Raw genomic sequence first — 21,850 nt, forward strand, 5'->3', positions numbered from 1 at the left:
CGGATATATTTTATAGTTACGCCTGATACGGGTAATTTTAAATACCAATTAAAAATAAATTCATGAGCAATATCGTAAACCTTAATGGCGGTAATTCGCGTTTTTTTAAAGCCTTAATTTTACTTTTTTTAATAGCTGGGTTTGGCGTTCATGCCAAAGCACAACAGATGCTTGCTGCAACTAAACAAGCCGCCCCCGAAATATTACCCGGTAAGGGCCCGGCCGAATTTGATTTCTTTTATGCAGGGGAGGCTAAACATCGTAAGATGTACATTGTGCGCAACAGTAAGATCACCTGGTCGTACATTGATACTTTAGGCAAAGGCGAAATTAGCGATGCGGTTTTAATGAAGAACGGCAATGTGCTTTTTGCACATCAGTTTGGTGTTACGCTCATCGACAAGAACAAAAACGTGCTTTGGAACTATGACGCCCCAAAAAACCACGAAACCCATACCGCCCAACCAATAGGAAATGACCATGTAGTTTTCATCCAGAATGGCGATACTGCCAAACTGTTTGTGATGAATGTTAAAACCAATAAAATAGAGAAGCAGTTTAACCTGCAAACCAGGGGCAACGGCATCCACGGACAATTTCGCCATGCAAGGTTAACGCCTGATGGTACTATCCTGGTAGCGCATATGGACTTGGGCAAAGTGCGTGAATATGATGTTGATGGCAAACAACTGCTATCTATAGATGTGCCGGGCGTATGGTCGGTTGAGCCATTAAAGAACAACAATATATTGGTATCGGGACACGAAGGTCATCGCACATCATACGTACGGGAACTAAACCGCAAAGGCGATGTTGTTTGGGAGTACATGATGAGCGATATGCCCGATTACAGCTTCCCCGAGCCGCAAATAGCTACCCGGCTGGCCAACGGTAATACCATAGTTAACAATTGGTTTAACCAATGGGACAGCAAACTCGACCCAAAAAACTTACAGGTACAAGCAATAGAAATTACGCCCGATAAAAAAGTGATCTGGGCCCTGCGCTCATGGGCTGACCCGATGAACCTTGGTCCATCAACCACCATACAATTGTTAAATGATGCCAATGCGATAACAGAGAAAGTGCATTTTGGAGATATAAAGTAATATGCAAGACTTACGAAGTTTTAAAAACTTCGTAAGTCTTGTTCCGCAAAACACATTAACTTGCATCATGAAAAAACTGCTAAATGTTTTTATAGCATTAATTATTATTTGCAATCACTCTTTTGCGCAAAATCGCAATACTACACTAGAGGCTCGGATAAGTTATTTGGAGGAGATAAAAAATGACTCTGAATATAAAGGCCTAAATCCTTCAAAAGGATTTGCTATATCATTTATAAATAATTCTGATCAGGATATATTTATTCCTTATTTTTTAAAATTGATCCACAATAAAAGCGATATGGGGATATTTATTTCTTATTACAGGAAGGAATCGGGCGGGTATAAATTAATTCCGAGACCCTTTTCAACAGGGGATGACATAGCAGGTCTGCCAATGCTTTTAGATACATTCAATCAAAAAAACAGAACAGCCGAAAAGAAATTATTTGCGGAAATAAAGAAATATAACAAAGCCAAAAGTATAGTGAACATGGATAATATTTTAGAAAACTATAGCTCGAGGGCCTTGTTTTTAAAAGCGCATAAAGAAAGAGAATACTATATGCCAATGGAAATTTCGCCTTACGTTAGTAATATGCCGGGACGGTATAAAGTGGCTTTTGAACCCATGTTAGCTATGCCGGTTAAGGACGAATTCCCTGAATTTATTATGGGTTACAAAAAATTTATCCCCACCGCTATTAAATCCAACCCGGTTTACATTCATTTTGAACCGATGCGCAGGCCGCAAGACTAATTTAATTAACCAGGTATATGAAAGATGGTATATCTTACTTTAAATTAAAAAGCTAATTTTTTAGATATTTAACTAAACATTTCTATTTTTGTAGCAATAAAAAAATAAGCATTATGAACCCAACGCAAGAAGCAAATTCAGAACGTCATTACATATTATTAGTTATCGCTATAATTATAGGTTTGGTTGGCGTTTATTTACGCTTTGCAGATTTTAGGCATGCCTCGGCTGTAGCTAACGTTATATTGGCAATTGGTGTCGGTGTAGGGCTTAAAGCGGTGTTTACTATAGTTAAATAATACAACCTCAGTATATAAAAAAAGCGTCCCGATAAAATCGGGACGCTTTTTTTATGCCTTATGCTAACGGTCGTTTCGGGGCCGGTATTTAGAGTCGTTTAGTATCTTCTGGGCATCGTTATTTATCATTAACTCGGGCAAAGTAATATCAGGGTGCTTATCCATATATTCTTTTACAATTTGCCACCCTGTCCATGAGCCTATTTTAGGGGCAGATTCTCTACCAAACTGCGGTGTAAACGGGGCCTCACTTACATAGGTTTGAATTTTCTGGTAATCGGTTTCATACAATAAGTTCTGCTCCAGCAGGTAGGCCCAAATGGTCGATTTAAAATCTGTACACCATTTTAATTGCTGGGTAGTGTAGCCAATCTTGGTCGAATCGGGTACATCAGGTAATATCTGGTCCATAAAATAAAGTATCTTACCAGTATACACCATTTTTGCCAATAATGTTTTATCATTATCACTTTCGGGGAACATATCTTCGCGTGCTATCCCCTCAATAACACGTGGGGTAATATTATCAGGCGTAAACCGCTTGGATATATAGTGTGGAAATGCTTCAATCAATGCGGGGTAAAACCGCGAGTCGGCGCCTAAAAACAAGTCAAGCCCTATACCAAAATATCCGTCACCAACAGATGTCTGCGCTTTAAATCCCGAGAAATAGGCGTACACCTTAGGTAATTTTTTCTTCGGATAGTAATACTTGATCCGTCTGAAGGCATCGGTAAGCTCGGCGTTTTGTTTATCCATAGCGCCCGGGTATATCGAATCCACATCATGTTTAACATCTAAGTAAGGGCGACCCTTAAATACGGGCCTCAGTACGTTAAAATAAGCCGTATCGCTGGTGCTGCCGGCTTGTAGTATCTGTTCGGTATAGTCGCGGTAAAAGCTGCCGTACTTTTTTTGCATAAACGCGGCTTGCTGTAGCATGGGTTTTGTACGTAAACCGTCAAAATCGTGATCGAAGCGTTCTATCTTAACATCAATCGGTATATTGCTAACATCAATTTTTTTATTGCGGCCGCAAGCTGTAAGGAATAGGCCGATAATAAAAATGAAATAAATTTGTTTGAACTTGTAGAAGGTTGGTATCATTTTTATACTTTCAACAAAAATAACAAATTAGAAAGCACAAAGCTAAAAGACTAAAGCTAAAAGCCGCTTTTGGCTTTAGTCTTTTAGCTTTGTGCTTATATTAAATAATTTATTCTAATGAAAATAGCATTAGCGCAGCTTAACTATCACGTTGGTAACTTTGAGTCTAACACGGCACACATTATCCAACATATACAAAAAGCCCGGCAAAATGGCGCCGACCTGGTTGTATTTGCCGAGCTATGTGTTTGCGGGTATCCCGCGCGCGATTTTTTAGAGTTTAGCGAGTTTATTAATCAATGCGATATAGCGGCCCAAAAAATTGCTGCCGAGTGTACCGATATTGCCTGTATAATTGGCTTACCTATCCCCAATCATAAAACAGAAGGTAAGGAACTAAACAACTCGGCTTATTTTATTGAGAACGGCAAAGTTAAGGGTATAGTAAACAAAGCGCTGTTGCCTAACTATGATATATTTGACGAGTACCGCTATTTTGAACCATCAACCGAGTTTAGCTGTATTGAGTTTAAAGGCAAACGCATTGCGCTAACCATCTGCGAGGATTTGTGGAACACCATTGAGAACCCGCTATACATTACCCGCCCGATGGATACGCTGATAAAGCAAAACCCCGATGTGATGATAAACATTGCCGCATCGCCATTTGCTTATAACCATGACGAGGAGCGTATTGCTATTTTAAAAGATAATGCCGCCCGTTATAACCTGCCGTTGTTTTATGTTAACCACGTAGGCGCGCAGACAGAGCTGATATTTGATGGCGGATCATTAGTGTTTGATAAAACAGGCAATTTGGTTGATGAACTGCCTTATTTTGAAGAAAGCATAACTTATTATACTTTGGACGATAAAGGCGAAGTTTCTTTCGACCACCAATCGACCCTTAAAAAAGAAAGAGAAAGTGATATAGCGCAAATACACCAGGCATTAATTTTAGGCATAAGAGATTATTTCCATAAATCAGGATTTAGCCGGGCGATACTGGGATTGTCAGGCGGTATTGATTCGGCTGTGGTATGCGCTTTAGCTGCCGAAGCACTGGGTGCCGAAAATGTAATGGCTGTCTTACTGCCGTCTAAATTCTCCAGCGATCACTCTTTAAAAGACGCCGAGGACCTGGTAAACAACCTGGGTTGCATGAGCGAAACCATCGCCATAAAAAATATTACAGAATCGTTCGAGAAAGCTTTAAGCCCACAATTTAAAGACCTGCCATTTAACATTGCCGAAGAAAATATACAATCGCGCAGCCGCGCCATTTTGTTGATGGCGATGTGTAATAAGTTTGGTTTTATTTTGTTAAACACATCCAACAAAAGTGAGGCCGCCGTAGGCTACGGGACTTTATATGGCGATATGTGCGGCGGAATATCTGTTATTGGCGATGTTTATAAAACACAGGTTTTTGAGCTGGCGCGACATATTAACCGCGAACGCGAGATCATCCCCGAAAATTCTATCATCAAACCACCATCAGCCGAGTTAAGGCCCGGACAAAAAGACTCCGACTCATTACCTGAGTACGACATACTGGATAAAATATTAGCCCAATACATTGAGTATCGCTGCTCGGCAAACGAGATCATTAAAATGGGATATGATGAAGCTACGGTTCACCGGGCAATAAAGCTAATCAATCTGGCTGAGCATAAACGCTACCAAACACCGCCAATTTTGCGTGTATCGCCAAAAGCATTTGGCATGGGACGAAGGATGCCTATTGTTGGGAAATATTTGCAGTAGACCCCTCTAAACGGCGAAGCCCTCATTAACACCAAAATAATATTCGTTAATAATCTCCCCCGAAGGGAGACTTCAAAATAAAAAGGCTTCACACTTTGCGTTAGCCTCTTTTATTAATGCACCACCAACCTCATTAGTCTAGTACTTGTCCATCTTCTTAAAATTTTCAAATAAACAAGGAACTCAATAACAATTTATTAATAAAGAGTTAATCAAAACAACTTCGTAACCTTTGCGTTACATTGGTCATATAACAACATATAATTAATTATTACTATGAAAAATCACCTAATATTATTTGCAGCCGTTTTTTGCTTAGCAACTAACGCCTGCAAAAAGGACAATTCAGCGTTACTCCTTATCTGAGCAAGTCAGTCAACAGTGTAACGGTAACCACAGGGGCTGTACGGGATATGGGCACTGTTACAATTACCCAATAAAAATTCTTTTTAACTAATATTATTAAATAATTCAAAATGAAAAAACTCATCATTCTTTCCCTTTTTACATTAATCACAGTATTTACTTTTTCTTGTAAAAAGGACGACAAATCTCATACGGTAAAATATACTATTCAAGGTACGGCCAAATCAACTGTTACCTATACCGATCAATCCGGGAACGTCCAAACGGTGACCAATGCCGATGCTAGCTGGACTACCAGCTTCACTTCAACTAATCATGGATTAGTCCTTAAATTGACTGTGGTCAGTGCTGATGCCAGTAATGTGGGTGGCAAGATCTTCATTGATGATAATCAAGTTGCTCAAAGCAACGGAAACGCAAACAATATTGCTATTTCGGCGACACTGCCATAGAGTCTGATCTTACAAACAAAAAAGGCTTCTCATTTTGAGAAGCCTTTTTTGTTTGTTTTTAAAGCCCTCCCCTTCGGAGAGGGTGGGGAGGGCTGCTTATTTCCCAAACAACTCCGCTAACTTATCATCCAGATCACTGCCTCGCAGGTTTTTGGCAATTATTTTTCCATCAGGGTCAAGCAGGAAGTTAGCAGGAATTGCTTGCACAAAATATAAGGCCGCTGCCTGGTTATCGCCATATTTAAGGTCAGATACCTGTGTCCAGCTTAAGCCGTCACTTTTTATAGCCTTTTGCCAGTCGGCTTTACCGTCCGGCCTATCTAATGATACCCCCAGGATAGTAAAGTTTTTGTCTTTATATTTAGTGTAGGCCTTAACCACGTTAGGGTTTTCGGCACGGCACGGGCCGCACCACGATGCCCAAAAATCAAGCAATACGTATTTACCTCTAAATGAAGATAGCTTAACCGGCATGCCATTTACATCAGGCTGGGTAAAATCCGGTGCAATACTGCCTATAGCGGTAGCTTTTGATTGGTCAATTGAACTTTTTAACACCCGGCCAATTTCCATGTCTTTTAAAGACGCGTCAAGGCCGGTATATAAAACATCCATTTCTGCCGGGTTGGCGCCCTGTTTACCCATCATATTAATAACTATCAGGCTTATAAAGCTGGTGGGATGTGCTGTTATAAAAGTTTTAAAAACGTTATGTTGCTTGTCTTGCAAGGTTTTATACCCGATCTGCATATCATGCTGAAACTGCGGCGTGCTTTGCTGACTTTGCGGTGCAGCATTTTTTTCGTCGTTTAGTTTTTTAGCTTCGTTATTAATTGGGGCTAATTGCTGGGTTAATAATTTACTATCATCATTTATTACCGAACCGGTTATGGCCGCATTTTTTATCGAGTCTTTATCGGTAGTGATATTGGTTGTGCCTTTGTCCAGCCAAAAATTCAGGAAATCGGGTGTGTTACCCAATTTACCACTACCGGCACCCGTATGATCTATAACCAATGTTGAGTTAGAAGGCAAAAAGATATTGCCGCTAATAGTAAAATTTCCATTAATTACTAATGCAGAGTCAATAATTTTATTGGCGCCTGTCTGATAAAATAAATAGGCCCATGTCGGTTTGGTTATTGTACCTGCTTTGCCATTTATAGTAAAATTTTTTGTGGCGATTTGTGCAAAAGCCAGTGTTGGCAACAATGCTGTAATAAGAAAGAATAGTCTCTTCATGAATTAATTTAATGCTATTAAGCTTGATTAACGTATAAATTGGATAAGGATTGCCTTTTAAGTTAATTTTTGATATGTGCGCCACCAAAGATCGGGCATTTCGCCGTCTACAGCGGTTTTATAGTCCTCGTAACGGCAAGGCACTAAATGAAAACGTTCGTTTTTTGAGCCGCCCGTAGGGTAGGGTACCTGCATCCACCAACGGTCAGACTTTTTGCTTTTTACAAACACCAGCTCATGGTCGTCATGCTTTAAGCTGGTTTTATAAATAAGATATTGTGATTTTGGATGTAGCGGGAAATCTTTTTTACGGTTATAAACACCATCAATAAAATACCATATCATTTGCGATAGCAGCATGGCAGTTTGCCCGTTACTGTCATAAGCCGGGTTAAACTCATAAAAACCTATCGAGGTTAGCTTGTCATTAAATCCCGCGTAGCGACAGATCTGGCAGGCCTCCTCGCCATATAAGCCATTGGGCGTAGCGTTGGCATTAGCCGCGGCATCTGATGAGCGTATAGCGCTGATATCGAAACTCACCATATTGGCGTTGCGTATGGTAGGCTCGGCAACAGCAATATTGCCGCTGATGTTGCCCAGACGGTGCACATCAAAATATAATTTCTCCATTACCCGCAGGCTATCCTGGCTGGCAAAAAAGGTTTGATAACCCAGATTGCTGTAGTTAAACAGGTAATTAGGTTCATGCAAAAATATTTTACTGAGGAATGATGTTGATGTAGTCTCTATACTTTCGCTGGGCTCATCATCCTCCAAATCAAGGTGCGAGTCGACTACTACCAGGTCAACCTTTTGCTCCAATGTTTCATAGCCCAGGTATTGCGCATAGGTAAGATCCTGTCCGCCGCCTATTATTATGGGGATGATGTCTTTCTTAATTAATTCGGCAACTACGGTTTTAATTGCGAAGTAAGTATCAATCACGGTTTCGCCCTGGCGGATATTGCCTAAGTCGACTATTCTGGTGGTGTACGCGCCCTCGTTTAACAGGTATAGTTTTTCGCGGACATAATCAGGAGCCAAAGCACAGCCGGGATTGTTGATCGCATTGCGGTCCTCCTGCACACCGATGATGGCGATATCTGCAGGCTGTTCCAAATCGGGAAATTTATCAGTATAGAGATCTATCTTACTGCCCAAATGGCTGGTATAATAGCCGTTTTTAGGCGCGATAGCAGTTAGATCAATAGGCGTAAAAAAATCGGATAAGGACATATTTGATGTGCAAATGTGTGTGTATGCAAATATGCAGATTTTTTGGGTTTGACGATTAATAGAACATATTAAAAATATAAACATCTGCACATCCGCATATTTGCATATCCGCACATCTATACCCACATTTGCAGATACCACATCTGCACATCAAAATGATATTAGTAACAGGCGCAACAGGTTTTTTAGGATCAGAACTGGCTAAGCAATTAGCTGATCAAGGCGAGGCGGTACGCTGTACTAAACGCGCTGCTTCCACTATCCCCGCGTTGCTGGTGCCTTATACTCAACTAGAATGGGTTGATGCAGATATGCTGGACATTTTTGCATTAGAAGCCGCATTGGATGGCATAAGCCAGGTTTACCATTGCGCGGCATGGGTATCATTAAAACAGGCTGATAAAGATGCCATGATACGTACCAACGTTACCGGCACGGCCAATTTGGTTAACCTATGTCTTGAGCATGATATAAGGCTGGTACACGTAAGCTCTATAGCCGCCATAGGCCAGGCCAAGCCAGGCGAGTTAATTACCGAAAACCATCACCTTGAAATTACTACCGAAAATGACGGTTACGCCATATCAAAACTGGAAAGCGAGATGGAGGTTTGGCGCGGCATTGCCGAGGGTTTGGATGCGGTTATTGTAAATCCGTCTTTAATTATCGGCCCCAATGCCGGTGTTTTAGGCAGCGGACAGCTTTTTGAAACCGTACACAAGGGACTTAAAGTTTATACCAATGGCACGGCAGGTTTTGTTGATGTGGAGGATGTAGCCAAATGTATGATCGCGCTAATGGAAAGCGACATTACCGAACAGCGCTATATCATCAGTGCCGAAAACTGGAAGTATAAAGACATAGTTACCCTGGCCGCCAAATGTTTTAATATAAAGCCTCCCGCTATACTCGCCAAACCCTGGATGATGGAACTGGCCTGGCGCGCAGCGGCGGTTGCTGCTTTCATCAAGCGCTCTGCCCCGGCGTTGGATAAGATAGCGGCTAAATCAGCCTATCAAATTCGAGATTTTGATAACAGTAAAATTAAGGCGGCTGTAGGGATTGAGTTTAAGCCGATTAGTAAGTCGGTTGCAGAGATTTGTGAGCGATTGGGGAACTAGATATGTAAATATTTATATTTAATTATAAATTAGATAAACTAATACAAGACCTGTCAAAAATGGAAGTTGAATTTCAGATAACGAAAGAAGATTATATCGATTTTTATAAGACGCAGTTAAAGGAAAACTTTCAAAAAAGAATTCCGTTAGTTGCGGTTATATTGTTTTTTGCGACATCTGCTCTTTATAAAGATCATTTTGATTGGGTAAAAACTATAATAGTTGTTGTTAGTTATTCGCTATTGCTTTTAGTATTATTCTACTTATTGCCTCTTTTTATATTTAACAATAAATTGCGAAAGCTAATAGCAACAGACCCCGGATATTCTGAGCCGAAAAAATGGATAATTGAAGAAGATGGGCTTAGGTCTGAAGGGGTATTAACAACCGCTGTAAGAAACTGGGAAAGCTTTGCTAAGGCCAAAGTTAATAGAAAATATATTAGCCTTACCTTAATAGATAAGCGGTTTTTAATGGTTCCAAAAAGCAGTTTTGCATCAGATACCGAAGCGACTAATTTTTTTGGATTAATTCAGGCAAAAATTATTAAAGCTCAAGGATCCTCTAATTCGACTTTTGACGCATCTTCTGGTATTTATAAGAAAGATAGACCGCCTTATAAATTAGGTTTCTGGGGGTTCGTTCCTTTAATTGGTGCGATAGTGGGCACGGCTTTAATTTTATATGGAATATTTAAATATAAAGACAAGTGGCTTATCTTGATTGGTGTAGGGGCGATTTGTTTCACAATAGCAGTTTATAGTTTTTTTAATTATGCTGACAAAAGGAATTTATTTAGCGAAGGTTTTGTCGACATGGATAAGGGAACATTAAACAGCCTTGTAAAGGAGATTGAATTTTACAAAATTCAAAACGGTAAATATCCCGAAAATTTAATGCAACTAGATATTAAGAATCAACTTATAAATGTGGTAGACCCTTTAATGTCATATAACAAGAATAATATATTTAACTATCGACAGATACGTAGCGGATACACGCTTTTTTCATCAGGGATGGATCAAATACCGAACACTAAAGATGATATTTATCCTACCATACCAATAGATACTAGTAAAATGGGATTAATCATAAAAAAACAATAGTTATTTATATGGAACAATACGATCACCGCATAGACGAGTATATAAGCAAAAAAGCGGCTTTTGCCCAGCCCATATTAAAACATTTGCGCGAGCTGATGCATTCTGTTTCGCCGCAAATAATCGAAACCGTAAAATGGGGTCATCCGTTTTTTGAGTATAAAGGCGTACTTGCCAATATGGGTGGCTTTAAAGAACATTGTGTTTTTGGCTTTTGGAACAGCAGAGCTCTGTCTGATCCCAACGGCGTTTTGAAACATTCTCACGAAAGGGACGCGGCAGGTAACTTTGGCAGAATAACCAAACTGTCTGATTTACCGGATGATGCGATCCTTAAAGACTTGATTTTGCAGGCAATAGCATTAAAGGATAACAATTACAAACCAGCCACAAAAAAAGTGCCTGCTGCAAAAGCACCCATAGAAATGCCCGATTATTTTGCAACAGCATTAGCAGGTAACCAAAAAGCACTGGCCACATTCCAGGATTTTAGCCCGTCATGTAAACGCGAATATTTGGAGTGGATAACCGAGGCCAAGACCGAACCTACCCGCCAAAAACGTGTGGAAACTGCTTTAGAATGGATGGCAGAAGGTAAGTCAAGGAATTGGAAGTACAAGTAAGCCCCACCCAACCCTCCCCGGAAGGGAGGGCTTTTAAAGAAAGTTTAAAACAAAAATAAAAAGTCTCCCCTACCGGGGGAGATTTAGAGGGGGCTTTACGCTATAAAACTCTCCAATATTTTAAAACCACCTGTAGTTTCCAACTCTATTTTATCAATAGTTTTTGGCAACAAAATACATTCGCCCATTTTAACAGGGTATGCTTCGCCGTTGTATTTAATGGTATAAGCGCCTGCAAGGCAAACATGTATCACAAACGAATCCAGATTGCTGTAATCTTTGCTGGTGCTTTCGGTAGCATCTAATATACTAGTGGTGAAGTATGGGCAGCTAACCAGTTCAACCGTTTCGTTTTTTTCGGGTGTGTATTTGGTTTTGTAGTTGCCGTAGTATTTATAGTCTATTGCGGCTAATGCTTCTTCGGTATGCAGCTCGCGTTTGTTGCCGTTGGCATCAACACGGTCAAAATCATAAATACGGTAAGTAATGTCGGATGTTTGCTGTATCTCGGCTAATAATAAACCCGCACCAATGGTGTGCACGCGTCCGGCAGGTAAAAAGAAAACATCACCCTCGTTAGCGGTTTCGCGGTTCAATATGTCCATTAAATGGCCGCTATTAAATTTTTCCAGGTATTCTTCCTGCGTTAATTCTTTATTAAAACCGGCAATCAGGGTCGAACCCGGATCAGATTCAATAATGTACCACATCTCGGTTTTACCAAAAGAGTTATGGCGTTTCTTTGCCAGTTCATCATTGGGGTGTACCTGGATAGAAAGGTCCTCGTTAGCATCAATAAACTTTACTAACAATGGGAAGATATTGCCAAAGTGTTTGTACACCTTTTCGCCAACCAAATCAGCACCATATTGCTCTAACAGATCAGCCAGCGACTCGCCATTTAACGCGCCACCATTTACAATAGAAACATCCGACTTAACACCTGAAATTTCCCAGGTTTCGCCGCAGTTTGGCAGGTTGCCAAAATCTTTATGCAGATAGGTTTTTATTTTTTGACCACCCCAGATCTTGTCTTTAAAAATGGTTTTAAATTTTAATGGGTATAAAGCTGTAGACATGATAGATAAATTTTGCGCTAAGTTAGGGATTTTGGATAAGGGTGGAATAAAAGGATTACAAAAAAAGCCCATCCTTTTAAGAATGGGCTTAATATCTCGGTTCAGAGATGCCAAGTATTGCGTTTCTATTTACCTAACTTCTTCTTCAAGTTTTCGTTAATTGCTTCCAAAAACTCTTCGGTATATAAATAATCTGTACCGTGTGCAACTTTTGGCTTAATGGTGATGGCCAAATCCTTGGTCATTTTACCACTTTCAACAGTTTCAATACAAACTTCTTCTAAAGCTTTACAGAAATCTATCAACTCCTGGTTGCTGTCTAATATACCACGGAACTCTAAACCACGGGTCCATGCGAAGATAGAGGCAATAGGGTTGGTTGATGTCGGACGGCCAGCCTGGTGTTCGCGGTAGTGGCGGGTAACTGTACCGTGTGCTGCTTCTGCTTCCATAACGGTGCCATCCGGTGTAACCAGGGTAGATGTCATTAAACCTAATGAGCCAAAGCCTTGTGCTACGGTGTCAGATTGTACATCGCCATCATAGTTCTTACAAGCCCACACAAAGTTACCATTCCATTTAAGGGCCGATGCAACCATGTCATCAATTAAACGATGCTCATAAGTAATGCCGGCATCAGTAAATTTGGTTTTATAATCTGCCTGGTATATCTCTTCAAAAATATCTTTAAAACGGCCATCATATTTTTTAAGGATGGTGTTTTTGGTTGATAAATATAAAGGCCAGCCTTTCATCAACGCCTGGTTAAAGCAAGCGTGTGCAAAACCGCGGATTGATTCGTCTGTATTATACATTGCCAACGCAACGCCATCACCTTTAAAGTTAAATACCTCGAATGATTGCTCCGGGCTGCCATCCTCTGGTGTGAATTTTATAGTCAGCTTACCTTTTCCTTTGGTTAAAAAGTCGGTAGCGCGGTATTGGTCGCCAAAAGCATGACGGCCAATGCAGATAGGGGCGGTCCAGTTTGGTACCAAACGCGGTACATTGTTCATTACAATAGGCTCGCGAAAAACTGTACCGTCTAATATATTACGGATAGTTCCGTTTGGCGATTTCCACATTTGTTTCAAGCCAAACTCTTCTACACGCTGCTCATCAGGTGTTATAGTAGCACATTTAATACCCACGCCATATTGTTTTATCGCATTAGCGGCATCAATGGTAACCTGGTCGTTAGTTTCATCACGATACTCTAAACCCAGGTCATAATATTTAATATCCAGATCAAGATAAGGGACTATCAGTTTATCTTTTATAAACTTCCAGATAATGCGGGTCATTTCATCGCCATCCAGCTCAACTACCGGATTATTTACTTTAATTTTTGACATACCAGGTGTTCTGTTTTATTATTATTAATGGCGTCAAATATATAAAAATTGAAATTACCATTTAGTTTATTACTTGCCGAAATGCCAATATGTGATTATAATTTTACGTTATTATTGTTTTATTAAAGTTTGGTTGTATTTTTATCAACTATAAAAATTGTGCAAGCAAACCGATAGCGTTTTTGTATGTTATTATAATATTGTTATCAGTCTAATACAAAAACATTTAAAATACCACCTTGCCGTTATACTATTATATGATAAACCGTTTAAAAACTATTGTAATAATTGTATTTTCATGTTTATTGGGCTATACAGCAAAGGCGCAGGTAGGTAATGATTATGCACAGTATGATCTGGGTATAGGACTGGATATGAACCAAGCCTATACAGACGCGCAAACCATTAAAAGTACCAAATCGGGCCATTTTAACTTTAATTATAATGTAAGCCCATTTGTAAATTACATTATCGAGTTTCAAACCGGCACACTGCAAGGGGGCGACTCATTAACTACCACTACGGGCAGGCAGTTTACCAATACTTTTAATGCTGTTATGTTTAGGGCGCAGCTGCAGATGGGCGAGATAATAGACTACTCGCAAGGTGGTTTGGCCAATGCCTTTAAAAACGTGTACGTTTCATCAGGTGTAGGGTTTATAGTAAACCACTTAACCGAAATTAACAGGGCATCAATTCTAGTGCCCGGATTTTATACTGCCGGCGCAGACAACAGCAACGAGATACTTATACCGGCAAGGATTGGTTACGAGTTTAAATTTTATAACCGTTATAATCAGCCCGGGTTTAAAATAGATATTGGTTACCAATATAACTTTATAATGGGCGATCAATTAGATGGTTATGGTGTTGGTAAACAAAGAGACTCTTACTCTCAAATTTCTTTCGGTATTAAATTTGCCGTAGGTGGTGTTATTTCTTATAGAAAACAAATCACTTATTAATATCTTTTTTAAGCTATTAAATTGATCTTGGCAGGGTTTTTACTGTATAAACATAAATTATAAACCCATGAACAATAATCCTTTTAACAACGAAAACGATGACAGGGATAAAACCTTGAGGGACGAACTAGGCGAAACTATTGACAAAGGGCAATTGCGTTTTAATGCCGATGATAACAGCTATGAACTTGATGTGAAAAGCGATGACCCTGATTATGATCATCCTGATCCATACAATACTTCGCAGAAAAACGGAGCCGACATCAGCTCAACTTACGATGAAGCTAACCCTTATGACGCAGTTGATGAGTATATACCCAATGAGTCGTTAGAAACAGATGTTGACCAGCTAGGTATGCATATTGATGATGGCGAAAGCATTATTGTTGACCCGCTTGATGAAAGCCTGGCCCACACGCCAGAGGATGACCGTGATGATTTGGATGAAGAAGGATATCCTAAAAACGATACACCTAATATACACTAAAGCAAAAAGTCGCCCGAATCAACCAGGCGGCTTTTGTTTTGATGAAATTAATTATTTGGTAAAGGTTAAAATATAACCTGATCGTATGGTTTGCCCGCCCGCTGATGTCGTAGATGGATCAATAACCAACCAGGTCATATCTGTAGCCGATAAGGCGATTATTTGTATCTTATCATTTGCTGACCTGGCAAAAGGATCGGATGGGAATTGTATAAATAAATTAGTGCCCGATCCTGATAATGTATAAGTAGAAGGTCTGTTTGTTGATAGGCTGCTTACCACGGTGCAGGTTTTAGCAGCATCAATAAAAGTTGCGGTGGTTAGTATATTACTCGATGAAAGCGGAACGCCAAGAAAAGTATTGGTCTGATCAATAAAGATTGATTTGGTTGTCGCGTTAGTCCAAACACCTGTTAAACCGCTGTTACTTACAACTGACCCAATAGTAGTAGTGCCCGTAACCGTCCCTGTTATTCCTGTAGCGCCCGTAGTACCTGTGTTTCCGGTAGCTCCCGTAGCGCCCGTTGCTCCGATAGCGCCCGTTGCTCCGGTAGCGCCAGTGGTTCCTGTGGTTCCGGTTGATGTAGTATTAGCTTCGGTTGCCACATAATTTGGATCGCCGGGTAGTATGGGCGGGTCAAGTTTACATGCTACTAAACTTGCACTAACATAAGCTAGCGCTAAAAATAATTTGTAGAGTTTTTTCATTATAACTGGGTAACGTTAAATAAAAGTAAAGATTTTATTTAAAAAAATGGATGACTTACTATAAAATAATCAGGCTGTTATGTTATTAAGCATAAGCCTCAACTTTATTTAGTAAATGTTATCTGGTAGCCTTTATGAAAGTATTTACCACTAAGTAATGTTGAGACAGTATCAAGCGCAACCCAGGTCATGGATGTAGATGTTAAATTGGTGATCCTAACTTCGCTTGTTTTGCTGGTAAAAAATGGGTTAGGTGTAAGTTTTATATATAAAACATTATTTGATGTTGATAATTGATAAGTTTCTGTGGATGGCCCGGCGGATGCAGGCAAATCAGTATAAGTAGCGGTTTTTGCCTGGTCATCCAGCTTAACAGCAGAAAATTTATTAGGCACTCCGACACCCGATACAACTATGTTAGCCGTATCATAAAGCTGTTGTGCAGTTAGCGTTGCTTTCCATAAAGCATTTAAATAACTATCATTTAATGTTTTGCCCTTTACTACAATACCTAAAACTGTTTGTCCATCAGTAGGGTCAGTGCTACTGGTAGCTGCGGGTGTTACGGGCTTGTCAAGCTTGCATGCGTTTATTGCGATACAGGCAGCTAATGTTAATAATATCTTTGTATATCTTTTCACTTATTATCTATCAAAAAAACACTTTGTCTATAAAGATATAATTTTAGGGGTATCAATCAAAATCCAGATTGAAGCGCTTTCGCAGTTCGGCCAGCTGTGGGTTTTTTGCTGCCATGTGCTGGTATTTTTCCTGGGCCGTGTAAGGGCGTTTTACTCTTACCTGTTCATCAATGCGGGTATTAACCTCTATATTATAATTTTTAAGCGTTTGGCGCAGATAATTAAGCAACGGTGGTTTTTCGCCACGAAATAACTGCTCCTGTACCTTATTTTCAACCACTACCTCAAACACATAAGGTTGAAGCATTTTAGGTACTTCTGATATAAATATGGTGAACACGCTCATTCGGCCAGCGGCTTTTATAGTAGCGGCAAATTCATTCCAATGCTTTAAAAAATCATCAAAGCTAAAGTCTTCGGCGGCATCACCTTTTTCATAAGGGTCTTCTTCCTCGGCTATGGTTTCTTTAGTATTACCAATATCTTTTAACGATGGTATTTTTATTGATGTACTGCCGGCATTAGGTATAAATGTTGGTTTGGGTTTTTCGGCAATTACAGGTTCGGCCTTGGTTTCTATAATCTCTTTAACCGATTCAGTAATTTTTGGTGATGTGGCATAAGTTGCCGGGGCATCACTAACTATTGATACTTCGTTATTAATTGCTGCCGGTTTAGTGGCGCTTACTGCTGGGGTATCAGGTTTTTTTTTTAGCTGCTCGTTTGCATCGGGCATTACAGTTAACGGCGTGGTTTCCAGGCTAAATACCGAGAGCAGATGGCACATTTTAAGCAAAGCCAGTTCAACCTGTAAACGTTGGTTTTTACTCAGTTTATAATTAAGATCGCATTGGTTAGCAATATTCATTGCCGATAACAGGAACGATACACTTGCCGCCTGCGATTGCTGCAAATATTTAGCTTTAATACCCTCGCTAACCTCTAATAATTTTAAGGTCGATGCATCTTTAGTCACCAGCAAATTGCGAAAATGTTCTGACAGCCCCGATATAAAATGTGCGCCATCAAACCCATTGGTTAATATCTCATCAAAAAATAACAGAGTTTTAGCAGTATTTTCGGTAAGTAAACTATCGGTTATATTAAAGTAGTAATCGTAATCAAGTATATTCAAATTATCAATTACCGAGCGATAGGTAACATTAGCGTCCGAAAAGCTAACGATCTGATCGAACATGGATAACGCGTCCCTTAAACCACCATCCGCTTTTTGGGCGATGATATGCAGGCCATCAACCTCATATTTAATATTTTCTTTACCGGCTATTGATGCCAGGTGGTTAGCCATATCATCAACACCTATCCGGTTAAAATCAAAGATCTGGCAGCGCGACAGGATGGTGGGTAGTATTTTATGCTTCTCGGTAGTAGCCAGTATAAAAATGGCATAATGCGGTGGTTCTTCCAGCGTTTTCAGGAAAGCGTTAAAAGCCGCCTGCGATAGCATGTGTACCTCATCAATAATATAAACCTTGTAGCGTGCGCCTTGTGGCGGTATGCGCACTTGCTCAATCAGGCTGCGGATATCATCAACCGAGTTGTTTGATGCTGCATCCAGCTCATGTATATTAAATGAATTACCGTTTTGGAATGATTTGCATGATGGACATTCGCTGCAAGCTTCGCCATTGGGCTGTAAATTGGTACAGTTTATGGTTTTAGCAAGGATACGCGCGCAGGTAGTTTTGCCTACACCCCGCGGCCCGCAGAATAAAAAAGCCTGCGCCAACTGATTATTCTTAATAGCGTTTTTTAACGTATTAGTTATATGTTGCTGACCAACAACGGTTTCGAAAGTAGCCGGGCGATATTTGCGTGCCGAAACGATAAAATTATCCACAGCTACTAAGTTAGCAAGAAATTGCTTTACCTGAAAGTGTCAAAAAAGGATTGTTGATAAATTAGAGATTGACTTAGATAACGTCCCCGCAGTCTGTGTCCTCACAGACTGCTTTACCGGCGTTGTCTGTGGGGACACAGACAACGGGTTAGTCTTTTATTGCAAGTCATCATCCGGCAAATGGTCGTCATCCGGATCAGGGTTGGTAATGTCATATTCGCCATCAGCATTAGGCTCATTTATATCATCATTTACCTGTATGGCATGCAGGTCATCAAGATCGGCGGCTTGGTCGTCAAAATCTTCGTCTTCTTCATCGTCTTCCTGGTCACTTTCTGTTTCATCATAATCATCCCCGGGGGCTTGAAAATAGATGGTATCATACATAAATGTAGTATGATTTGCAGTTTGGCTTTCAATATATTCAAAATCCATGGCAGTGCTGTTTTGTTAAAATAATGACAATCTAAATTAGCTTAATGTTTTATCTGCAGTGTTAATTTCAGGTTTTATTTTTATTAACAAAAGTTGGTTGAGATTTATAGCTAAAATTAGGTTACTGTATTGTCTTTAATTTTACTGCACTTTATGTTGCATAAATAAAAATATCTTGCTACATTTGCAGCCCCGAATTGTCGGGTTAAATAATTAAAAATCAAAGTATAATAATGCAACAGTACGAAATCGTGATCGTTCTAACCCCGTTGTTATCAGAAGAAACTGCTAAAGAGGCAATAGCCAAATACAGCAAGACCTTAACTGATGGCGGAGCCGAAATTGTCCAGGAGGATAATTGGGGTTTGAGAAAATTAGCGTACCCTATTCAAAAGAAAACTACAGGGTACTATCACTTAACTGAATTTAAGGCTCCAGGTGATTTAATTAACAAATTGGAAGTCGAGTTAAGACGCGATGAGCGTGTTTTGCGTTTCCTTACAATTGCTTTGGACAAACATGCCATAGCTTACAATGAGAAAAAACGTAGCGGTGCCTTTAACAAGAAACCAGCTGCTAAAGTGGAGGAAGCAAACTAATGGCAAACGACCAAATTAAATACGTAACGGCCCCTAAAGTAGAGGACAATCGTAAAAAATACTGCCGTTTTAAAAAGAATGGTATTAAGTATATTGATTACAAAGACGCTAACTTTTTATTAAAGTTTATTAATGATCAGGGTAAAGTATTACCTCGCCGTTTAACCGGTACGTCATTAAAGTTTCAGCGTAAAGTGGCTCAAGCTGTTAAACGTGCGCGCCACATTGGTTTATTACCTTATGTTACAGACTCATTAAAATAATCGGGAGGTAAAAGACAATGGAAGTTATTTTAAAACAAGACATAAAAAACCTGGGCGATAAAGACGATGTAGTAACCGTTAAACCAGGATATGGCCGTAATTTTTTATTTCCTAAAGGATACGCCATATTAGCTACTGTATCTGCACGCAAAGTTTTGGCTGAAAACCTAAAACAAGCTGCATTTAAACAAGAAAAAATACGCAAGGATGCTGATGCTATTGCAACCCGTTTAGAAGGTGTTAAACTTACTATCGGTGCTAAAGCAGGCGAAACCGGAAAAATATTTGGTGCTATCAACACAATACAAATTGCTGATGCATTGAAAAAAGAAGGTTTTGACGTTGACCGTCGCCGTATTACTTTTGACCAGGAGCCAAAATTTGTTGGTGATTACACCGCAATTGTGAACCTGCATAAAGAAGTTAAGGTACAAGTACCTTTCTCGGTAGTAGCAGAGTAATTTGATTTCGGATTTCGGAATTTCGATTTCGGATTTAAAATTTTAAATATTAAAATTAAAGGTGTTGAGCATTGCTTGACACCTTTTTTTGTTTTGCTATGTGCTGTCACCAGTAAACCGCTATAATTTTTGTATATTGTATCGTTTCAAAAATCCCCAACCACCCATTTCAACAAAGCAATAACAAATTTCTGATTTGCGTAAAATACGCTCCCTCAAGTTCTTTTATTTTAATTAAGTATTTGATTATTAGATTTTTAATCATAAAACATACTACTTGTATAACGCACAATACCCGATAAATGGCATAAATTACTACCGGTAAAACCCATAATACCCGAAAATGGCCTGAAATTATTACCGGCAAAAGTAGTAATACCCGAAAAATGACTGTTTTTACTACCGACTAAAGCCCTGATACAGGTGTGATAAACTAATCCGAAATCGAACATCCGAAATCCGAAATAATACAATATTTTAGTCGCATGAAAGGTATTGGTAAACTTATCTGGCGTTTTGTTAAATTATCCCTGATATTATTTATTGGGATTACCGTGTTCTGGGTGATATTTTACCGCTTTGTAAACCCACCTGTAACCTGGCTGATGCTTACCCGTGGGTTTGAGCGCAAAGCTGCTGGTAAGGATTGGAAGATTGACAAGCAATGGCGTGACTTTGATGACATTGCCGACCCCATGAAACGCGCAGCCGTAGCTGCCGAAGATCAAAGCTTTTTAGAGAACCACGGCTTTGATTTTAACGCTATCGAAAAAGCCATACAGAAAAACTCGCGCAGCAATAAATTAATTGGAGGCAGTACCATATCACAACAAACAGCCAAGAATGTATTTTTATGGCCTGGGAGATCATGGGTGCGCAAAGGCTTTGAGGCTTATTTTACGTTGCTGATTGAGGTATTTTGGAGCAAACGCCGTATCATGGAGGTATACCTTAATGTAATTGAAATGGGGGATGGCATATATGGCGTTAATGCCGCAGCGCAAGCCTATTTCCATAAAGAGGCCTTTGACTTAACACGGGCACAGGCTGCTGCCATAGCATCAATTTTTCCAAGTCCGCTTAAATGGTCGGCTACTGATCCGACAGATTATGTGCGGCATCGACAGTATTTGATAATGAAGAATATGCGAAGATTAGGGCCGATGGATTTTTAGCCCCCTAGCCCCTTGGCGGGGAAACGATAGTACATGGGCGCAGTAGACTTACGAAGTTTTTAAAACTTCGTAAGTCTTAACGATGTAAAAGACTCAACGATATACTAAACCACCAAATCCCTAAACAACTGTATGTGCCAGCTATCTTTAAATGGCACTTCCCATTTGGTTTGCAGTTCGGTTAGATTTTGTACCAGGTTGTTATAAACTATTGTATCGGTATTTATGGTGCCTTGTTTAAGTAGGTCTTCAAATCCGTGGCGTGGCAATGAAAACACTTCATCGGCTTGTTTGTAAGCCAGGTTAAAACGATCAAACAGGTTGATGTTAAACTCGCGTTCCAAATTCTGCATAAAACGTACCGATTTATCAATAGAGCAGCCGCTGGCGCCTGCCTGCGTTTCATCAACTATTAGTATTAAAAAGCGGTTGTAGCGTATTTCGGCTTTGGCTTTAAGCTGGTTATTGTGGGCGGTCCACTCGGCAGTAAAACTGTTTAGCTGTTGTTGTATTTGCTGTACCACCTCGTCAGCCAGTTTTTTATCCGACTGATATACCCACACTCTTGAATTTTCAGAAAATTGCATGCACAAAGCTACCAAATTATTAACTTAGGGCCAGCGATTTGTTGTC

Annotated in this window: 25 protein-coding genes; 14 read left to right on the plus strand and 11 right to left on the minus strand. The window is 39.8% G+C overall.

The features are described from left to right. Positions 1-62: 62 nt before the first annotated feature. From JWQ34_RS16280 to JWQ34_RS16290, 3 genes are all read left to right on the plus strand, one after another. Positions 63-1,109, plus strand: a complete 1,047-nt coding sequence (locus tag JWQ34_RS16280) for a hypothetical protein (protein ID WP_299358986.1) — start codon at positions 63-65, stop codon at positions 1,107-1,109. A 67-nt stretch (positions 1,110-1,176) separates the two neighbouring features. Continuing rightward, complete coding sequence (locus JWQ34_RS16285) at positions 1,177-1,869, plus strand: hypothetical protein (RefSeq protein ID WP_299358988.1); 693 nt, start codon at positions 1,177-1,179, stop codon at positions 1,867-1,869. 113 nt (positions 1,870-1,982) lie between these two features. Further along, a complete protein-coding gene (locus tag JWQ34_RS16290) occupies positions 1,983-2,168 on the plus strand; it encodes a hypothetical protein (protein ID WP_299358990.1) in 186 nt (61 codons plus the stop codon). A gap of 63 nt (positions 2,169-2,231) precedes the next feature. On the opposite strand, the gene gldB is transcribed toward JWQ34_RS16290, so the two are convergent. After that, a complete protein-coding gene (gene gldB / locus JWQ34_RS16295) occupies positions 2,232-3,275 on the minus strand; it encodes a gliding motility lipoprotein GldB (protein WP_299358992.1) in 1,044 nt (347 codons plus the stop codon). A gap of 117 nt (positions 3,276-3,392) precedes the next feature. Between gldB and JWQ34_RS16300 the strand changes: the two genes are divergently transcribed. Together JWQ34_RS16300 and JWQ34_RS16305 are read left to right on the plus strand one after the other, a co-directional pair. Then, the gene (locus JWQ34_RS16300) at positions 3,393-5,042 is read left to right on the plus strand and encodes an NAD+ synthase (protein WP_299358994.1); all 1,650 of its coding nucleotides are present in this window, start codon (positions 3,393-3,395) and stop codon (positions 5,040-5,042) included. Positions 5,043-5,518: 476 nt separating this feature from the next. Continuing rightward, positions 5,519-5,860: an MmpS family transport accessory protein gene (locus JWQ34_RS16305; protein WP_299358997.1), complete on the plus strand. Its 342-nt coding sequence runs from the start codon at positions 5,519-5,521 to the stop codon at positions 5,858-5,860. Positions 5,861-5,956: 96 nt separating this feature from the next. Here JWQ34_RS16305 and JWQ34_RS16310 read toward each other — a convergent pair whose 3' ends face one another. Beyond that, a complete protein-coding gene (locus tag JWQ34_RS16310; protein WP_299358999.1) occupies positions 5,957-7,102 on the minus strand; it encodes a TlpA disulfide reductase family protein in 1,146 nt (381 codons plus the stop codon). Positions 7,103-7,159: 57 nt separating this feature from the next. Further along, on the minus strand, positions 7,160-8,341 hold the full coding sequence (locus JWQ34_RS16315) for a formimidoylglutamase (RefSeq protein WP_299359002.1): 1,182 nt from the start codon (positions 8,339-8,341) through the stop codon (positions 7,160-7,162). Positions 8,342-8,496: 155 nt separating this feature from the next. Here JWQ34_RS16315 and JWQ34_RS16320 point away from each other — a divergent pair, with 155 nt between their 5' ends. Genes JWQ34_RS16320 through JWQ34_RS16330 form a run of 3 tightly spaced genes read left to right on the plus strand, consistent with a single transcriptional unit; the run spans position 8,497 to position 11,188 of the window. Further along, positions 8,497-9,462, plus strand: a complete 966-nt coding sequence (locus tag JWQ34_RS16320; RefSeq protein ID WP_299359004.1) for an NAD-dependent epimerase/dehydratase family protein — start codon at positions 8,497-8,499, stop codon at positions 9,460-9,462. Positions 9,463-9,521: 59 nt separating this feature from the next. Next, a complete protein-coding gene (locus JWQ34_RS16325; RefSeq protein WP_299359006.1) occupies positions 9,522-10,568 on the plus strand; it encodes a tripartite tricarboxylate transporter TctB family protein in 1,047 nt (348 codons plus the stop codon). 8 nt (positions 10,569-10,576) lie between these two features. Then, on the plus strand, positions 10,577-11,188 hold the full coding sequence (locus tag JWQ34_RS16330; RefSeq protein WP_299359008.1) for a YdeI family protein: 612 nt from the start codon (positions 10,577-10,579) through the stop codon (positions 11,186-11,188). A gap of 95 nt (positions 11,189-11,283) precedes the next feature. Here the strand turns inward: JWQ34_RS16330 and JWQ34_RS16335 are convergent, their stop codons facing one another. Then, positions 11,284-12,267 carry a type I phosphomannose isomerase catalytic subunit gene (locus JWQ34_RS16335; RefSeq protein ID WP_299359010.1) on the minus strand — a complete coding sequence of 328 codons (984 nt, stop codon included), beginning with the start codon at positions 12,265-12,267 and terminating at the stop codon, positions 11,284-11,286. A gap of 125 nt (positions 12,268-12,392) precedes the next feature. Next, a complete protein-coding gene (locus JWQ34_RS16340) occupies positions 12,393-13,622 on the minus strand; it encodes an NADP-dependent isocitrate dehydrogenase (protein WP_299359012.1) in 1,230 nt (409 codons plus the stop codon). A 257-nt stretch (positions 13,623-13,879) separates the two neighbouring features. On the opposite strand from JWQ34_RS16340, the gene JWQ34_RS16345 reads away from it, so the two are divergent. Continuing rightward, on the plus strand, positions 13,880-14,587 hold the full coding sequence (locus tag JWQ34_RS16345) for a hypothetical protein (RefSeq protein ID WP_299359014.1): 708 nt from the start codon (positions 13,880-13,882) through the stop codon (positions 14,585-14,587). Between the two features lie 67 nt (positions 14,588-14,654). Beyond that, entirely contained in the window at positions 14,655-15,074 is a 420-nt protein-coding gene (locus tag JWQ34_RS16350; RefSeq protein WP_299359016.1) for a hypothetical protein, read from the plus strand. Positions 15,075-15,125: 51 nt separating this feature from the next. Here JWQ34_RS16350 and JWQ34_RS16355 read toward each other — a convergent pair whose 3' ends face one another. The 4 genes from JWQ34_RS16355 to JWQ34_RS16370 all read right to left on the minus strand — a co-directional run bounded on the left by JWQ34_RS16355 (position 15,126) and on the right by JWQ34_RS16370 (position 18,719). Further along, entirely contained in the window at positions 15,126-15,782 is a 657-nt protein-coding gene (locus tag JWQ34_RS16355; RefSeq protein ID WP_299359018.1) for a hypothetical protein, read from the minus strand. 104 nt (positions 15,783-15,886) lie between these two features. Further along, positions 15,887-16,423, minus strand: coding sequence for a hypothetical protein (locus JWQ34_RS16360; RefSeq protein ID WP_299359020.1), 537 nt, complete (start codon positions 16,421-16,423; stop codon positions 15,887-15,889). Positions 16,424-16,475: 52 nt separating this feature from the next. Continuing rightward, the gene (locus tag JWQ34_RS16365; protein WP_299359022.1) at positions 16,476-18,284 is read right to left on the minus strand and encodes a DNA polymerase III subunit gamma/tau; all 1,809 of its coding nucleotides are present in this window, start codon (positions 18,282-18,284) and stop codon (positions 16,476-16,478) included. 156 nt (positions 18,285-18,440) lie between these two features. Beyond that, positions 18,441-18,719: a hypothetical protein gene (locus JWQ34_RS16370; protein WP_299359024.1), complete on the minus strand. Its 279-nt coding sequence runs from the start codon at positions 18,717-18,719 to the stop codon at positions 18,441-18,443. Positions 18,720-18,952: 233 nt separating this feature from the next. Here JWQ34_RS16370 and rpsF point away from each other — a divergent pair, with 233 nt between their 5' ends. The 3 genes from rpsF to rplI are packed head-to-tail and all read left to right on the plus strand — an operon-like array spanning position 18,953 to position 20,042. Continuing rightward, the gene (gene rpsF / locus JWQ34_RS16375) at positions 18,953-19,318 is read left to right on the plus strand and encodes a 30S ribosomal protein S6 (RefSeq protein ID WP_299359026.1); all 366 of its coding nucleotides are present in this window, start codon (positions 18,953-18,955) and stop codon (positions 19,316-19,318) included. Continuing rightward, positions 19,318-19,581, plus strand: a complete 264-nt coding sequence (rpsR, locus tag JWQ34_RS16380) for a 30S ribosomal protein S18 (RefSeq protein ID WP_067054791.1) — start codon at positions 19,318-19,320, stop codon at positions 19,579-19,581. Before rpsF ends, rpsR begins: the two co-directional genes overlap by 1 nt. 17 nt (positions 19,582-19,598) lie before the next feature. After that, positions 19,599-20,042: a 50S ribosomal protein L9 gene (gene rplI, locus JWQ34_RS16385; protein ID WP_299359028.1), complete on the plus strand. Its 444-nt coding sequence runs from the start codon at positions 19,599-19,601 to the stop codon at positions 20,040-20,042. A 257-nt stretch (positions 20,043-20,299) separates the two neighbouring features. Here the strand turns inward: rplI and JWQ34_RS16390 are convergent, their stop codons facing one another. After that, positions 20,300-20,494, minus strand: a complete 195-nt coding sequence (locus JWQ34_RS16390; protein WP_299359031.1) for a hypothetical protein — start codon at positions 20,492-20,494, stop codon at positions 20,300-20,302. Positions 20,495-20,527: 33 nt separating this feature from the next. Between JWQ34_RS16390 and mtgA the strand changes: the two genes are divergently transcribed. Further along, positions 20,528-21,217, plus strand: coding sequence for a monofunctional biosynthetic peptidoglycan transglycosylase (gene mtgA, locus JWQ34_RS16395; protein WP_299359033.1), 690 nt, complete (start codon positions 20,528-20,530; stop codon positions 21,215-21,217). Between the two features lie 104 nt (positions 21,218-21,321). Here the strand turns inward: mtgA and JWQ34_RS16400 are convergent, their stop codons facing one another. After that, positions 21,322-21,804 carry an ABC transporter ATPase gene (locus JWQ34_RS16400; protein ID WP_299359034.1) on the minus strand — a complete coding sequence of 161 codons (483 nt, stop codon included), beginning with the start codon at positions 21,802-21,804 and terminating at the stop codon, positions 21,322-21,324. Between the last annotated feature and the right edge of the window lie 46 nt (positions 21,805-21,850).

It is taken from the genome of Mucilaginibacter sp., assembly GCF_028288185.1.
Lineage (GTDB): Bacteria > Bacteroidota > Bacteroidia > Sphingobacteriales > Sphingobacteriaceae > Mucilaginibacter.